This is a genomic window from Geomonas oryzae (assembly GCF_004117875.1).
Taxonomy (GTDB): domain Bacteria; phylum Desulfobacterota; class Desulfuromonadia; order Geobacterales; family Geobacteraceae; genus Geomonas; species Geomonas oryzae.
The window spans coordinates 56,061-70,848 of sequence record NZ_RAHW01000002.1 but is presented as its reverse complement, the minus strand read 5'-3'; the positions used below and the strand labels follow the sequence as shown (position 1 = coordinate 70,848).

The window sequence follows — 14,788 nt, the reverse complement described above, 5'->3', positions numbered from 1 at the left end:
TTATGAGACAGATCAACAAGGTTGCCGTGCTGGGCGCAGGTGTCATGGGCGCCGCCATCGCAGCGCATCTCGCCAATGCTGGGCTCGAGGTGCTGCTGCTCGACCTGGTACCGGATGAGGCCGGAACCAACCGCAGCGTCGTCGCGCGGCGGGCGCTCGCCGCCCTTTCGGAGGCAAAGCCTGCGGCGCTCTACCTCCCCGAGTACGCCCGCTGCATCGAGACCGGCAATTTCGAGGACGATGCGCAGCGGCTCAAAGAGTGCGATTGGGTCATCGAGGTGGTCGTGGAAAACCTCGAAGTGAAGAAACGGCTCTTGCAGGACGTGGTGGTGCCCAACCTCTCAGAGGACGCCGTGCTTTCCACCAACACGAGCGGGCTGTCGGTCAACGAACTGGCCCGGGTGCTCCCCGCTTCACTGCGCCCCCGCTTCATGGTGACCCATTTTTTCAACCCTCCGCGCTACATGCGCCTCATGGAGATGGTCCCCTGCGCCGAGACCGACCCCGGGACGTTCAAGGCGATGGCCGGTTTCCTGCGCAGACGCCTCGGCAAGGGGGTGGTTTTCGCCAAGGACACCCCTAACTTCATCGCAAACCGGATCGGCACCTACGCCGGCGCCGCAACCTGGCGCCACATGGAGGAGATGGGACTCACCGTCGAGGAGGTGGACGCCGTGACCGGCCAGGCGATGGCGCGCCCGAAAACGGCGACCTTCGCCCTTTGGGACCTGGTCGGCATCGATACCGTGGTCCGCGTGATGGACAACAGCTACGAACTTCTTGACGGCGACGACGAACGCGAGCTGTTCCGCGTGCCGGAGAGCGTGCGGCGCATGGTGGCCGTAGGCCTTACCGGCCGCAAAGGGAAGGGGGGCTTCTTCAAGCGCGAGACCGTCGACGGCGTCAGCACCAAGTTCTTCTACGACCCGGCGAGCGGCGCGTTTCACCCGGCCGCATCCCCCAAGTTCCCCTCGGTGGGCGCGGCAAAACAGGTCGACGACCCGGCGGCCCGGGTGAGGTCCCTGATCCGGGGGGACGACAAGGGCGCCCGCCTCGCCTGGTGCACGCTCAGGGACACGCTGATCTACACGGTGAAACGCATCCCGGAGATCGCCGACGACGTGGTGAACGTCGATAACGCCATGCGGTGGGGGTACAACTGGGAACTCGGCCCCTTCGAGCTCCTCGATGCAATCGGGGTCGCAGCCTTCGTGGAGCGCGCCGGCAAGGACGGCGTCGCCGTGCCTCAGCTTCTAAACGAGGTGGAAAGCTTCTACCGCACCGAGGATGGCAAGCGCCTTTTCTACGGCATCGCGGACCGGGAGTGGCGCGAGGTGCCGAGAAGCGAAGGGGAGATCTCCCTCACCCTGCTTAAAAACGCAGGGAATGTGGTGGAGAAGAACGGCGCCGCCTCCCTCGTCGATCTGGGCGACGGGGTCTTCTGCCTCGAGTTCCACTCCAAGATGAACACCATCGGCAACGACACCCTCGCCATGATCCGGAATGGGGTGCGCAGGACCGAACAGGACGGCATCGGCATGGTCATCGCCAACGATGGGAGCCTTTTCTCCGCCGGGGCGAACCTCATGCTGATCGCCATGGCCGTGGCGGAAGGGGAGTGGGACGACCTGAACCTCACGGTACGCGCCTTCCAGCGTGCCATGATGGCGATCAAGTACGCGAAGGTCCCGGTGGTGGCGGCGCCGCACGCCCTGGTGATGGGGGGCGGATGCGAGACCTGCCTGCATGCGGACGCCATGAACGCCCATGCCGAGACCTATATGGGACTCGTGGAGATCGGGGTGGGACTGATCCCGGCGGGCGGCGGCACGAAGGAAATGGCTTTACGCGCCATCAGGCTTGCCGAGGAGCAGGACGCCGACGTGACGCCGTTCATCCTCAAGAACTACCGCAATATAGCCATGGCCAAGGTGAGCACCTCCGCCGCCGAGCTTTTGCGGATGGGGCTTATGCGTCCGGGCGACGGCATCTCCCTGGCACTCGACCGGCGCATTCATGACGCGAAGCTCAAGGCGATCGCGCTCGCGTCGAACTACCGTCCCGGCCGACCGGCGACCGATCTCAAAGCCCCGGGGCGCTCCATCGCGGCAAGCATCAAGACGCAGCTTTGGAACCTTGAAGAGGGGGGCTTCATCTCGGCCTACGACCGCTACCTCGCCTCCGGAATCGCCGACGTCATCACCGGCGGCGACGTGCCGGCCGGGACCATGATCACCGAGGAGCATCTTCTCGACCTGGAGCGCGAGATGTTCCTCAAGTTCTGCGGTCAGAAAAAGACCCTGGAGCGCATCCAGCACATGCTGAAGAAAGGAAAGCCGCTACGGAACTAAGGGCGCCTTCCCGTTGGGCGGAAACGAAAAAGGAGCGAGCCATGCGCGCAGCATACATAGTCGAAGCAGTACGCACCCCGGCCACCAGGGCCTACAAAGGAAAACTGAAGGACGTCCGCCCGGACGACCTGGCCGCCGCCGCCCTGCGGGGGCTTGTGGAGCGCACCGGGGTCGACCCGATGCAGGTCGAGGACGTCATCCTCGGGTGCGCCTTTCCGGAAGGGGAGCAGGGGATGAACGTCGCGCGCATAGCCGCGCTGAGGGCGGGGATCCCCTACCAGGTCCCCTGCCAGACCGTGAACCGGTTCTGCTCCTCGGGGCTGCAGACCATCGCCGCGGCGGCGGACCGGATCATCGCGGGCTTCGCCGATTGCATCATCGCGGGGGGGACCGAGAGCATGTCCATGATCCCCATGGGGGGCAACAAGTACAGCGCCAATCCCGGGCTTGTCGCGTCCTGGCCCGAGAGCTATGCCTCGATGGGGATCACGGCGGAACTCCTCGCGGCGAAGTACGGCATATCCCGCGAGGATCAAGACGCCTTCGCCCTTGGAAGCCACCAAAAGGCCGCGCGCGCCATCGCCGAGGGGAAGTTCGCCGAAGAGATCATCCCGGTACCCGCCTCTCGTTGCGTCCTCGAAAAGGGGAAGATGAAGTGCCATGAAGAGGTGGTCGACGCGGACGACGGGGTGAGAAGCGACACCACGCTGGAGGCCCTTGCAAAGCTGAAACCTGCCTTCAAGGTGAACGGTACGGTCACCGCCGGGAACTCTTCCCAGATGACGGACGGCGCCGCGGCCGTCCTTGTAGTCTCCGAGGAGTTCCTCAAAAGAAGCGGCATGAAACCGCTCGCCCGCTTCATCTGCTTCGCCGTCAGAGGCGTCCCCCCCGAGATCATGGGTATCGGTCCGGTCGAGGCTGTGCCGGCTGCGCTCAAGATGGCGGGGCTTGCCGCCGAGCAAATAGATCTTTTCGAATTCAACGAGGCCTTCGCGGTGCAGACGCTTGCCTGTTTAGGTGAGCTTAAACTCGACCCCGCGCGGGTGAACGTGAACGGCGGCGCCATCGCGCTTGGGCACCCGCTTGGGTGCACCGGGTCCAAACTGACGGCCACCTTGCTGCACGAGATGCGGCGCCGGCAGGCGCGCCACGGCATGGTAACCATGTGCATCGGCGGCGGCATGGGGGCGGCCGGGATCTTCGAACTGCTCTGAGCCTTGGAGCAGCAACCACCATTTCGTGAGGTGTGTCATGGCAGCGAAAATATTCAAGGGAGCGGAATTCCTGATCACCGAGACGGGCAAGGACGACGTCTTCGTCCCTGAGGACTTCAGCGACGAACAGCGCCAGATCGGCGCCACCACCGAGCAGTTCGTAGTGAACGAGGTGATCCCGGTCCGGGACGACATAGAGCACCAGGACTTCGAGAAGGTCGTGCACCTTTTGCGCCGCTGCGGCGAACTGGGGCTCCTGATGATCGACGTCCCCGAGGAGTACGGCGGACTGGAACTCGACAAGGCAACCAGCATGCTGGCGGCCGAGAAGATCTCCGGCTCGGGTTCCTTCTCGGTCGTCTACGCGGCCCACAGCGGCATCGGGACGCTTCCTCTCGTCTATTACGGCACCGAAGAGCAGAAGGCGCGCTACCTGGAGAAACTGACCACGGGGGAGTGGGTGGCCGCCTACTGCCTCACCGAGCCCGAGTCCGGCAGTGACGCCCTCGGGGCGAGGGCTTACGCCACACTCTCCGCCGACGGCACCCATTACGTCTTGAACGGCACCAAGCAGTTCACCACCAACGGCGCCATCGCAGACCTTTACACCGTGTTCGCGAAAATCGACAAGGAGCACTTCACCGCGTTCCTCGTCGAGCGGAGCATGGAAGGTGTGAGCGTCGGCCCCGAAGAGAAGAAGATGGGGATCAAGGGATCATCGACCACCCAGGTGATTCTCGACAACGTGAAGGTGCCGGTGGAGAACCTTTTGGGCGAGATCGGCAAGGGGCACAAGATAGCCTTCAACGTGCTGAACATAGGACGCTTCAAGCTCGGTGCTGCGGTCACCGGCTCGGCCAAGGGCGCCCTTGCCGACGGCGCCAAGTACGCGGTACTGAGAAAGCAGTTCGGTCGTCCCATCGCCTCGTTCGGCGCCATTCGGGAGAAACTCGCCGACATGGCCGCCGGGATCTTCGCCTCCGAATCGGTCGTCTATCGCCTTGCCGGACTGATCGACGACCGGCTCGCCACCATCCCGAAGGAGACCCCGAACTACTACGACGTCTACCAGCGGGGCATCGAGGAGTACGCCATGGAGTGCGCCATCGCCAAGGTGTTCTGCTCCGAGGTGCTCGCTTTCGTGGCCGACGAGGTGGTGCAGATCCACGGCGGTTACGGTTTCATCCAGGAGTATCCGGCGGAGCGCTACTATCGGGACGAGCGCATCAACCGGATCTTCGAGGGGACCAACGAGATCAACCGTCTGCTCATCCCCGGCACCCTTTTGACCCGGGCGATGAAGGGGGAGCTCCAGCTTGAGCGCGAGGCGATGAAGGCGCTCGACGCCCTCACCACCCCGTCCTTCGAAGAGTTCGACGAGTCGGTTCCCTTCGCGCGCGAAAAGGCGCTCCTTGCGGGTCTCAAGCAGCTCTTCCTCGTCCTTGCTGGCTCCGCGGCGCGGAAATACCAGGCCCGGATCAAGGAGGAGCAGGAGCTTCTCCTCGCTCTTGCCGACGTGGTGATCGGCATCTTCGCCCTTGAGAGCGTCGTGCTGCGCGCGGAGAAAATCCTGCCCGCCCTCAGCGAGGCACGCCGGAAAACCGTCGCCGCAGCGGTGCTCACCTTCGCCTTCAGCGCGAACGAACAGGCGGCCTCCGCGGCACGAAAGGCAGCTTTCTACTCGGAAGAGGGGGATGCGCTGGCCGTCTTGCTGGGAGCGGTCAGGCGTTTCACCAAGTACGGCGCGTCCGGTCTTCTGGATGCAAAGCGGCTTTTAGCCGACGCGGTCATAGAATCCGAAAAATATCCTTTCTAGCACGGCAGCAGTGCATAAAGAGCCGGCGTACACTGCCGTGTCGCCGGCTCATGTCGTTTCCGGAAAACCGCTTGTCCGGTCGTAAAGACTCTCTGATGACCACCCTTTTCTGACATAGTCTTTTGTAAGAACAAAAATAATGCAGTCGGGGATAGTCTGAAGGCAATTCTTGTGGCACAATGTCCCTTTAAGAGAGTTTTAAGGTTCTCTGTGCCAGTAGCGTAGGGAGGGAAAGATGGCGGGGCCGAAAAGCGTCGTTGATGAGCACGGAAAGCATGGGACCACGGCTGCGGCCGCGGCTGAGCCCGCAGCGAAGCGTGATGCCGGGCACGAGACGCGCGGAAGCGCCGAGGAGTTGGAACTCCGTCTTGAGCAAGCGGAGGCGAAGCTCAAACAGGAGCAGGCCGCACGCGCCGAAGCCGAGAGGGAACTTGGCCGGCTGCACGACGAGACGGTGCGCCTGAAGGCTTCCCTGGACAACGTGAGCCGCGAGCTCGAATCCCTCAGTTACTCCATCTCCCACGACCTGCGCGCCCCCGTCAGGCATATGATCGGCTTCAGCAACGCTTTGCAGGAAGATTTCGGCGACAAGCTGGAAGCCACGGCGCACAGCTACCTCGAATGCATCATCAGGGCGGGGCGGAAGATGGAGAACCTGGTCGAGGCTCTCCTTGGGCTTTCCAGGATCGGGCGGCAGGAGATGACCCTGCTGAACCTCGATTTGAGCCAGATGGCAACGAGTCACGCTGCGACTTTGAAGGAGGCGGATCCGGCACGGAAGGCGGAGTTCAAGATCCAGGAGCATCTGCATGCGCACGGTGACGCGGTCCTTATGAGAGCCGTCCTTGAACAACTGATCGGGAACGCCTGGAAGTTCACCGCGATGAGAGACCCCGCCGTAATCGAGGTGGGGAGCAGGGAGGAGGGGGGAGAGCGCGTCTTCTTCGTGCGCGACAACGGCGTCGGCTTCGATATGCGCTTCGCCGACCGGCTTTTCAGCCCGTTTCAGCGCATGCACCGCGAGGAGGATTTCCCGGGGCTCGGGGTAGGGCTAGCGACGGTGCAGCGCATCGTGCACCGCCATGGCGGCAGGGTCTGGGCCGAGGCGCAGCCCGACGTCGGCGCTTCTTTTTATTTCACCATCGCCACGTGAGAACGCCCCCGGTTCAGGCGGGTGCCGGCAGTTCACCCTGCAGCGGGCCGAAACAATTCTTGAAATCGTTCAGCCTGAAGAGCATGGCCGTGCGGGTGATGTTCTCGGCCAGCAGCGCGTTGCCGGCACTTGCCGCGGCGAGCATCTCGCGGTAGTAGCTGCGCAGTTGCAGCCGGTGTTTCTCTTTGGTGAAAAGCGAAGACCTGAGCTTCGAGTAGACGCCGGAAAAGCTGTTCAGTACGAGCGGGTAGACGCGGTTTCCGGACATGACGGCCATGGCAAGGTGCAACTCCCAGTCGAACTTCACTAGTGCCGAGGCGCAGTTGCGCAACTTTTCGGCCTTGCTGAGGATCGCGGCGACCCCGGCCGCGTTGTTTTCGATCGCCCTGCGCGCATAGTCAGGGGCGAACTGGAGTCTCAACTCCAAAAGATGGGCGGCCAGGTCCGGCGGGAACTCCTCGCTGTTTCTCGTGATCGAGGAAAGGATTTCCAGGTCGCCGTGAGACCAAAAATCGTTGACGACGGTGGTGTGGCGCTCTTGCACCGAGATCCACCCGGCGCTCTGCAGCTTCTGAAGCGCCTCCCGCACCGTAGCCCTGCTGACCCCGAACCGTGCCGCAAGTTCCCGTTCACTCGACAGCGGACACCCCGGTTTGAACTCCCCTTTGAGCAGTCCTTCCACCAAGGCCCTTTCCACCATCTGGCAGCTTTTTTTCATAAAGCCCTCGCACGTGAGACCGCAGGCGACTCTTGTCGCGCTGTTTACGGTGTCGCTATTCATGGTAACCGGAACTTTGTTAATTGTAAAACATAGTTTTGTCGAAATGACAACTTTTTTTCTTGCGGGCAGGTAGAAAAAATGTCGTATCGAGGCGGATTGAAAGGATACGCGAGGGCAAAAGCGCTTTAATGGGTGCAGCGCCGGCAACTTTGGTGATGGTGATGATACGGGTGTGGTTGGTTTATTGGACGCTGTTTTAAAGTGGGAAGGGGTGTGGTGCAAGCCGACCGAGAGGGGGGACCCCCCCTCTCAGGCCTTGCGGGGGTGGGAAAGGGTGAAGTAGAAGGTCGCCCCTTCGCCCTCTTTTCCTTCGGCCCAGATGCTCCCCCCGTGACGCTCGATGATGCGGCGCACCGTCGCGAGCCCGATGCCGGTCCCCTCGAATTCGGAGCCATGCAGGCGCTGGAAGGGCTGGAACAGCTTTTCCACGTAGGCCATGTCGAAGCCTACGCCGTTGTCCCTGACGAAGAATACCGAAGCACCGTTGACCGTGGTCTGGCCGAACTCGATGCGCGGATTGGGATTCCTGGAAGAGTACTTCACCGAGTTGCCGAGCAGGTTTTGCAGCACGAGCCGCACCAGTGCGGCGTCGCCGTATGCGTCGATGGCGGGATGCACCACGAATTCCGCAGCGTTGGACACATCGTCATCCTGGATCATGTCGACGACTTCCGCGGCCAGCTGGCTGATGTTAAAGGTGGTGCGTTTCATGATGGCGCGACCTACCCGGGTGAGGGCGAGCAGATCGTCGATCTGTTTCCCCATTCTGTTGCTTGCCGTGCAGATCCGCTCCAGGTAGTAGCGTGCCTCATCCGGCAGGGCGGCCCCGTGCTCCTCCACCAGAATCGAGCTGTAACTGTTGATGTGCCTAAGCGGCGCACGCAGGTCGTGAGAGACGGAATAGCTGAACGATTCGATCTCCTTTTTCGCGGCAACGAGCTGTGAAGTGCGCTCGATGACCCTGCGGTCCAATTCGTTGTTTAGGTTGCGGATCGCCTCTTCGGCCGCCTTTCGTTCCGTGATGTCTTTTATCGTCCCGATCATGCGCCGTTTCTTGCCGGCGGTGTCCCGTGTCACTTCGCAACACTCGGTCACCCAGCGCTCTTCGCCGTCGCTGTGTCGCTTGATCATGTACTCCATTTCGAAGGGGCGGGAGTGGGCGATCGCCGAACGGTAGCTTTCAACGAACCGGGCACGGAACTCCTCGTGAACGAGGTCGAAATGACCCTGAAGGGTCATCGGGTAGCGCTCGTCGATGCCGAGGATCTCGCGCAGCTTGCTGGAGCATCCCCAGTGCTGCTGTTCAAGGTCCAGGACGTAACTCCCCAGTTGCGCTATCCTCTGGGTTTCCCGCAACAGGTGGTCGTTGTCCGAGATGACCTGTTCCCGCCTTTTCTGTTCCGTTACATCCTCGAGGGTCACTACGGTGCCGCTCACCTTGCTCGCCTTGTCGAGAAAAGGTGCGGTGCTTATGGAGAGAAATACGCTGGAGCCGTCGGGACGCGTGAAGAGAAAACAGGCGTTTTGCAGGCATACCCCCTGGCGCAGCACATCTTCCAGCGATTCCTCCTCGCCGCTGTCTTTCTCCGGCGACCGGATCGTCCTTAAGAGGGACCACTCCCCGCGTGTAAGCATCTCTTTCTTGGCAAGCCCCAGGATTTTTTCAGCTCTTGGATTGGCGAAAGCGGTGTTGCCGTCGGGCTCGATGAACATGATACCCACGGGGCTTGTTGCCGTGATCAGGTTCAGCAGGTCGTGCTCCATGCGCAGCAGATGTTCCATCATCTTGGCCTGGTTGACGTCCAGAAGGGTGCCCGCCAGCCGGAAACCGCGTCCGAAGGCATCCCTCGTCGCCGCCTTGCCGGTGCAACGGAACCAGCGCCACTTTCCCTCGTTGGTCTTCAGGCGGAATTCTAGTTCGAACTTGTCGATGCGGCCTTCGATGCACTCCTCAAGAGACCTGCGCGCGTTTTCCAGGTATTCCGGATGGATGATGTTGATCCAGTCGGCAAGGCTCCCTTGCATCTGGCCCGGGGCATAACCGAGCATTTCGAAACAGTAAGGGCTGAAGAAACAGTTGCCTGTCAAGACGTCCAGATCCCAGATACCGAGTCCGGCGGCCTCGATCGCCAGCCTCTGGCGCTCCTCGGTGACCGCAACTTCGTGTTGCTCTTGCACCTCATGCGTCACGTCGGTGGTGAACCCCTGATAGCCGATCTGGGTACCGCCGGCATCGCCAAGTTTTGCGATGACGGTCTGCAGCCAACGGAGGCGGCCATCGGCGGCGCGACGGCAAAAGCGCTGCGACCACTGGGCCTCGTTTTCCATGGCGCAGCGAAAGCTTTCAGTGAGGGATTTGCGCTCCGCCGCAGACAATCGGACCCGGTTTTCTACGGCTGTTGCGTCCGACCGGGAGGGCACCTGTCCGGTGAGGTCGGTCCGGTAAAGCCCCAACGGCGTGTGCTCCAAAATGTTGCACAAAACCTGTTCCCAGGAAAGGGTGGGGGGCGTAGGGCTCCCGGCCCGGCTGACGGAGCTGTTCCGGCCCTGGTTCTTCACGTGATTTTGCAGATGCGCAACTCGATTCATGTCTTTACCCCTTTGGGCAATCATGATCTTCCTCATAACGTCGAGCCTTTTTCCCGAATAGTTTACCGGAAACAAACTGAGCCACAGCCCCATTACTGTTAGTGCTGTCAGTGTCTGGCAGTGACCCGGCGGCCGCATGGCTGATAAGACCGGTATTAACAATGCTTTCTAATATAAACACAAATTTTCTCTCTGGCAACTGTAAATTATGAAAAAGTTTTCTAGAAAGTTTGCATGAGGACAGGGCAGGTCTGGCCTTGTGCCAGAAGCCACGGAACCTATTGACTGCAAATGCCCCTTTGCAGTACCTTCTGAGAGCCGGAATCGGCCATTTTGAGGCAAGGAGACGTCATGGAAACTAAAGTCTGCCAATGTGGAGCTGAGCACAAAGGACATATATGCATGCTTAAGAGCATGGGGCGCTTTGAAGAGATCGAGCACATAACGACAAACCCCACCGTGGTCTGCTTTACCTGCGGAGTCGAGGCAAACTCCACGGAGAACGTCTGCAACCCGATGCCGCTCGATAAGTAAAAGGAACCTCGATGCCTGAACTGCCGGAAGTCGAAGTCACCCGTCTAGGTATCACCCGTGCCCTTACCGGTGCCCGCATCAGGGCGGTTTACGTACACGGCGCAAAGCTGCGCGCCATGGTCCCGGCCGGCCTGCCGCATCTTTTGTGCGGCGGGACCGTTGCGTCGGTTGAGCGTCGCGGCAAATACCTGATCCTTCAGTTTCCCAACGGGTCTTTGCTGCTTCACCTCGGCATGACCGGGCACCTGCGGCTCGTGCCTGCCACGACGGCGCCCGGGCCGCACGACCACTTCGACCTGGTACTGGACTCGGGGCTCGTCCTGCGCCTTAACGACTACCGTCGCTTCGGCTCGATCCACTGGACCGACCAGGACCCCATGCAGCATCATCTGCTGAGAAAGATCGGGCCGGAGCCGCTGACCGACGCCTTAAACACCGGGTACCTGTACCGTTTGAGCCGCAACAGGAAGGTTGCCATACAGCGCTTCATCATGGACACCGCCGTTGTAGCCGGGATCGGAAACATCTACGCGGCCGAAAGCCTTTTCCGCTGCCGCATGCTCCCCGACACCCTCGCGGGGAGCCTGAGCGAGGCGCAATGCGCGGCCCTCGTCGACGCCGTGAAGGAGACGCTGTCCGTCTCCATCGCCACCGGCAGCTCCAGCATGGACTTCACCCGCACCGAAGAGAAGCTCGCCTACTTTCCGCAGCAGCTCTACGTTTACGGCCGGGAGAAGAAACCGTGCCGGGAATGCGGGGCGCCCGTCCGACGAGGCAGGCTCGGCAACCGTTCCACTTTTTACTGCGCTCACTGCCAGCGCTGAACAGAGCCCCCTTCAGGGCATGACGTCTCCTTTGGAGCATGCTCCCTTCCTCTCTCATTGAAATTGATGCGCTGCCTGGTAAACTGCCGCAGATGTCAAACAACCTGGAGGTCATCTCAACATGAGCCGTCTTTTCACCCCGCTTACCCTGCGCGAACTGGTCATCAAAAATCGCATTTTCGTCTCTCCGATGTGCATGTACTCCAGCAGGGACGGGCTCCCTACCGACTGGCACATGGTGCATCTGGGAAGCCGTGCCGTCGGGGGAGCCGGACTGGTCATGGTGGAGGCCACCGCGGTGACGCCGCAGGGAAGGATCTCGCCTGACGACAGCGGCATCTGGAGCGCCGAGCACGCCGCAGCCTTCGCACCGATAACCCGTTTCATCAAGGAGCACGGCTCCGTACCCGGGATCCAGTTGGCCCATGCCGGGCGCAAAGCCTCCACCGATCTCCCGTGGAAGGGGGGGCGCCCCGTGGACGCCGGAAACCGCGGCTGGCAGACCGTCGCGCCGAGTTCGGTCCCTTTCTCGAAAGAGGAGCCGGTACTCCCCAGGGAAGCCACCGTTCAGGACCTGGAGACCCTTTTAGGCCAGTTCGCCGCAGCAGCCCGCCGCAGTATCGACGCCGGCTTCGAGGTCGTGGAGATCCACATGGCGCACGGTTATCTCCTGCACGAGTTCCTCTCGCCGCTTTCGAACCGGCGCAGCGACGATTTCGGCGGGTCGCTTGAGAACCGTTGCCGCTTTCCTCTCAGGGTTGCGAAAGCCGTGCGCGACATCTGGCCCGAGCACCTCCCCGTGTTCGTCCGGGTGTCCGCTTCTGACTGGATGGAGGGGGGCTGGGACCTGGAACAGACCCTTTACCTCGTCCGGGCGCTCAAGGAGATGGGGATCGATTTTATCGACTGTTCCTCGGGGGGACTCGTTCCGGAGGCTATGCCGCCGTTTGGACCGGGCTTCCAGGTACCGTTTGCTGCCGAGATAAGGAAGGAGGTGGGGATAGCCACCGGGGCCGTCGGGGTCATCACCGATCCTGCGCAAGCCGAACAGATCGTTGCCACCGGGCTTGCCGACGCCGTGCTGCTCGCGCGCGCCATGCTGAGAGACCCGTACTGGCCGCTGCATGCCGCCAAGGCGCTCGGGGTGGACCTGCCGTGGCCCTTGCAGTATGAAAGGGCGAAATAGGGTGCAGTGGTGGTAAGGGTAGGGGAGTTTACGGTAAGGGCGGCAGGAAGTTTTTCCTGCCGCCCTTTTTTGGGTGGCTAGTCTGCTGCCACCACATGAATGGCCACGATCGCCGCGACGGCGCCGACCCAGTACACCCAACGGTACTCGCCGAAGTGGACGTCGCAGAATTCCTTGAAGGTAAGACCGGTGTGCGTCTTTTTCGGGCGCTCTTCCCGGGTCCCCTGTACATCGTTCGCAGCCAGGACCACGCCGGTACGGTTTTCCCGGGGCATCAGGTTGACCGTGGCCGGGGCCTCCTCCGCAGGCTGGGCCTGGGCGAGCGTGGTCACCTCCTGGGCGCCGGCTGCGGCCGGGACCATCGAAATGATACAGACAAGGATGGCTGATTTCTTCAACATGGTACGTCCTCCTTTATATGTGCGGCAAAAGCCGTAATAGCGGCGTCTTCTTTCGACGCTCGCCGAAACGAAAGCCTAGATTGTATCACGCAGCCTTGAAAATTCCGGTGGCGGTGTTTATTTTGATGCCCTGGTGTCAGTTGTAATGGTATAAATGATGGCTGAGCTGAAACTACGAACATGACCTCCGGTTCTAAAAGAGTCGGACACACAAGGAGCATCAATGGAAAGATACCAGACGCAGTACAGAACGATAACCGTCGCAAACAGCTCTGTGATGCGCGGCGTCTACGGCTGGATGGGGGGAGGGTTGTTCCTCACCGCCTTCGTCGCCATGGTTACCGCATCTTCGCCGGTTCTTTTACAGGCCATCTTAGGCAACCGGCTGCTCTTCTACGCCCTCGTTTTCGGCGAACTCGGCCTCGTGGTTGCCATTAGCGGTGCCATCAACAGGATCAGCAGCGCCACGGCGAGCGCCCTTTTCCTCGTCTATGCAGCCTTGAACGGCGTCACCATGTCCACGATCTTCGTCGCCTATACCCAATCCTCGATCGCGTCGACCTTTCTGGTGACAGCAGGCATGTTCGGTGCCATGAGCCTCTACGGCTACCTCACCAAAAGCGACCTCTCTTCCTGGGGGAGCTTTCTCTTCATGGGGCTCATCGGTGTGGTGATCGCATCTCTTGTGAACATCTTCCTGCAAAGCCCGATGGTCAACTGGGTCATGAGCCTTTGCGGCGTCATAGTGTTCACCGGTCTCACCGCCTATGACACCCAGAGGATCAAGCAGATGGGCGGCTCGGGAGGGAAGGGGGCCATCCTCGGCGCGCTGACCCTTTACCTCGACTTCATCAACATGTTCCTGCTCCTGCTCAGGTTCTTCGGTAACCGCAGGTAAAAACAGCGGGGGACGCTCCCTACGTAGAAAATAAAAGAGCCCCGGCGTGTCGACCACCCGGGGCTCTTTTAGTCGCTGCAAACAGACTAGCGCAGCCTGATCCCGTCCTTCGTTATCTCGATGACCCCCTCCTTGTAGAGGTTGCCGATCAAGGTCTTGAAGCTCTTTTTGCTCATCCTGAACATCTCGGCGATGAGTTCCGGAGGGGACTTGTCCCCGACCGGCAGAAAACCGCCGCGCTCGCTCAGAATCCGCAGCAGCGTTTCCCGGCCGCCGGCGGCGTCCTGTTTTCCTGACTTGCGCAAGGTCACGTCGATCTTGCCGTCGTTTCTGATCTTGCCGATATAGCCGGGAAGGGTGTCGCCCACCTGGTAGCTGCCGAAAAGCTCGCTTCTGAATAAGAGGCCGTCATAGCGCCCGTCGATGATCACCTTGGCGCCCAGGTCGCCGAATTCGTACAAGGTGAGCTCTACCTCTTGCCCTTCCTTCAGCCCGGCAGGGGACTTCTCCAGGAACTTGGCGAGCCGCGCCGAAGCCGCGATACGGCCGGACGGGTCGAGGTAAACCCGCACCATGTACCTTTCCCCTTTTTGCATCGGGCGGGGCTGTTCCCTGAACGGCACCAGGAGGTCCTTTTCCAGCCCCCATTCGAGAAAAGCCCCCACGCGGCTTACGTCCTTCACCTCGAGGAGGGCGAACTCGCCGACCTGCGCCTTTGGCTCCAGGGTAGTGGCGATGAGGCGGTCCTCCGAGTCGAGATAGACGAACACCTTCAGGTGCTCGCCGTGGTGCAACCCGGGGGGCATGTACTTGGTCGGCAGCAGGATCTCTCCAAGCTCCGAGTCCAGATAGGCGCCGATGGCGCTCAGCTTCTTAACTTCAAGGCGGTTGTACTTGCCGATCTCCAGCATTTGTTTCGCTCCTTTTCCTAATGCATTGCCGGCGAGGCACCGATACTATAACAGATCGCTTCCTCAGCCTAACGATCTTTTTCACTTCTTAGATGCAACACGGCCAGGCTTAGTCGGGTATGGCGGGAAG

Annotated in this window: 12 protein-coding genes; 8 read left to right on the top strand and 4 right to left on the bottom strand. The window is 61.2% G+C overall.

Annotated features, from left to right (window positions below; genetic code table 11):
- Window positions 1-2: 2 nt before the first annotated feature.
- From D6Z24_RS05110 to D6Z24_RS05095, 4 genes are all read left to right on the top strand, one after another.
- Window positions 3-2,351: a 3-hydroxyacyl-CoA dehydrogenase/enoyl-CoA hydratase family protein gene (locus tag D6Z24_RS05110; protein WP_129125490.1), complete on the top strand. Its 2,349-nt coding sequence runs from the start codon at window positions 3-5 to the stop codon at window positions 2,349-2,351.
- A 41-nt stretch (window positions 2,352-2,392) separates the two neighbouring features.
- Entirely contained in the window at window positions 2,393-3,565 is a 1,173-nt protein-coding gene (locus D6Z24_RS05105) for a thiolase family protein (RefSeq protein ID WP_129125489.1), read from the top strand.
- A 37-nt stretch (window positions 3,566-3,602) separates the two neighbouring features.
- A complete protein-coding gene (locus D6Z24_RS05100) occupies window positions 3,603-5,381 on the top strand; it encodes an acyl-CoA dehydrogenase family protein (protein ID WP_129125488.1) in 1,779 nt (592 codons plus the stop codon).
- Between the two features lie 235 nt (window positions 5,382-5,616).
- The gene (locus D6Z24_RS05095) at window positions 5,617-6,534 is read left to right on the top strand and encodes a sensor histidine kinase (RefSeq protein ID WP_129125487.1); all 918 of its coding nucleotides are present in this window, start codon (window positions 5,617-5,619) and stop codon (window positions 6,532-6,534) included.
- 13 nt (window positions 6,535-6,547) lie between these two features.
- Here the strand turns inward: D6Z24_RS05095 and D6Z24_RS05090 are convergent, their stop codons facing one another.
- A complete protein-coding gene (locus D6Z24_RS05090) occupies window positions 6,548-7,252 on the bottom strand; it encodes a GntR family transcriptional regulator (protein ID WP_129125486.1) in 705 nt (234 codons plus the stop codon).
- 312 nt (window positions 7,253-7,564) lie between these two features.
- Complete coding sequence (locus tag D6Z24_RS05085) at window positions 7,565-9,904, bottom strand: PAS domain-containing sensor histidine kinase (RefSeq protein ID WP_129125485.1); 2,340 nt, start codon at window positions 9,902-9,904, stop codon at window positions 7,565-7,567.
- A 402-nt stretch (window positions 9,905-10,306) separates the two neighbouring features.
- Between D6Z24_RS05085 and D6Z24_RS05080 the strand changes: the two genes are divergently transcribed.
- The 3 genes from D6Z24_RS05080 to D6Z24_RS05070 all read left to right on the top strand — a co-directional run bounded on the left by D6Z24_RS05080 (window position 10,307) and on the right by D6Z24_RS05070 (window position 12,448).
- Entirely contained in the window at window positions 10,307-10,438 is a 132-nt protein-coding gene (locus D6Z24_RS05080; protein ID WP_342782619.1) for a hypothetical protein, read from the top strand.
- Between the two features lie 11 nt (window positions 10,439-10,449).
- On the top strand, window positions 10,450-11,262 hold the full coding sequence (mutM, locus tag D6Z24_RS05075; RefSeq protein ID WP_129125483.1) for a bifunctional DNA-formamidopyrimidine glycosylase/DNA-(apurinic or apyrimidinic site) lyase: 813 nt from the start codon (window positions 10,450-10,452) through the stop codon (window positions 11,260-11,262).
- 121 nt (window positions 11,263-11,383) lie between these two features.
- Window positions 11,384-12,448, top strand: a complete 1,065-nt coding sequence (locus tag D6Z24_RS05070; protein WP_129125482.1) for an NADH:flavin oxidoreductase/NADH oxidase — start codon at window positions 11,384-11,386, stop codon at window positions 12,446-12,448.
- A gap of 77 nt (window positions 12,449-12,525) precedes the next feature.
- Here D6Z24_RS05070 and D6Z24_RS05065 read toward each other — a convergent pair whose 3' ends face one another.
- On the bottom strand, window positions 12,526-12,849 hold the full coding sequence (locus D6Z24_RS05065) for a hypothetical protein (protein WP_129125481.1): 324 nt from the start codon (window positions 12,847-12,849) through the stop codon (window positions 12,526-12,528).
- Between the two features lie 223 nt (window positions 12,850-13,072).
- On the opposite strand from D6Z24_RS05065, the gene D6Z24_RS05060 reads away from it, so the two are divergent.
- A complete protein-coding gene (locus D6Z24_RS05060) occupies window positions 13,073-13,747 on the top strand; it encodes a Bax inhibitor-1/YccA family protein (protein ID WP_129125480.1) in 675 nt (224 codons plus the stop codon).
- Between the two features lie 86 nt (window positions 13,748-13,833).
- Here D6Z24_RS05060 and D6Z24_RS05055 read toward each other — a convergent pair whose 3' ends face one another.
- Window positions 13,834-14,658 (bottom strand): CvfB family protein, encoded by an 825-nt coding sequence (locus D6Z24_RS05055; RefSeq protein WP_129125479.1) that lies wholly within the window; start codon window positions 14,656-14,658, stop codon window positions 13,834-13,836.
- Between the last annotated feature and the right edge of the window lie 130 nt (window positions 14,659-14,788).

What these genes read in the sequence shown, in the direction of transcription:
- D6Z24_RS05055 (WP_129125479.1), bottom strand. Translation starts at nt 14,658, where the DNA reads ATGCTGGAGATCGGCAAGTACAACCGCCTTGAAGTTAAGAAGCTGAGC.
- D6Z24_RS05085 (WP_129125485.1), bottom strand. Translation starts at nt 9,904, where the DNA reads ATGAATCGAGTTGCGCATCTGCAAAATCACGTGAAGAACCAGGGCCGG.
- D6Z24_RS05090 (WP_129125486.1), bottom strand. Translation starts at nt 7,252, where the DNA reads ATGAAAAAAAGCTGCCAGATGGTGGAAAGGGCCTTGGTGGAAGGACTG.
- D6Z24_RS05060 (WP_129125480.1), top strand. Translation starts at nt 13,073, where the DNA reads ATGGAAAGATACCAGACGCAGTACAGAACGATAACCGTCGCAAACAGC.
- mutM (WP_129125483.1), top strand. Translation starts at nt 10,450, where the DNA reads ATGCCTGAACTGCCGGAAGTCGAAGTCACCCGTCTAGGTATCACCCGT.
- D6Z24_RS05110 (WP_129125490.1), top strand. Translation starts at nt 3, where the DNA reads ATGAGACAGATCAACAAGGTTGCCGTGCTGGGCGCAGGTGTCATGGGC.
- D6Z24_RS05070 (WP_129125482.1), top strand. Translation starts at nt 11,384, where the DNA reads ATGAGCCGTCTTTTCACCCCGCTTACCCTGCGCGAACTGGTCATCAAA.
- D6Z24_RS05100 (WP_129125488.1), top strand. Translation starts at nt 3,603, where the DNA reads ATGGCAGCGAAAATATTCAAGGGAGCGGAATTCCTGATCACCGAGACG.
- D6Z24_RS05095 (WP_129125487.1), top strand. Translation starts at nt 5,617, where the DNA reads ATGGCGGGGCCGAAAAGCGTCGTTGATGAGCACGGAAAGCATGGGACC.
- D6Z24_RS05105 (WP_129125489.1), top strand. Translation starts at nt 2,393, where the DNA reads ATGCGCGCAGCATACATAGTCGAAGCAGTACGCACCCCGGCCACCAGG.
- D6Z24_RS05080 (WP_342782619.1), top strand. Translation starts at nt 10,307, where the DNA reads ATGCTTAAGAGCATGGGGCGCTTTGAAGAGATCGAGCACATAACGACA.
- D6Z24_RS05065 (WP_129125481.1), bottom strand. Translation starts at nt 12,849, where the DNA reads ATGTTGAAGAAATCAGCCATCCTTGTCTGTATCATTTCGATGGTCCCG.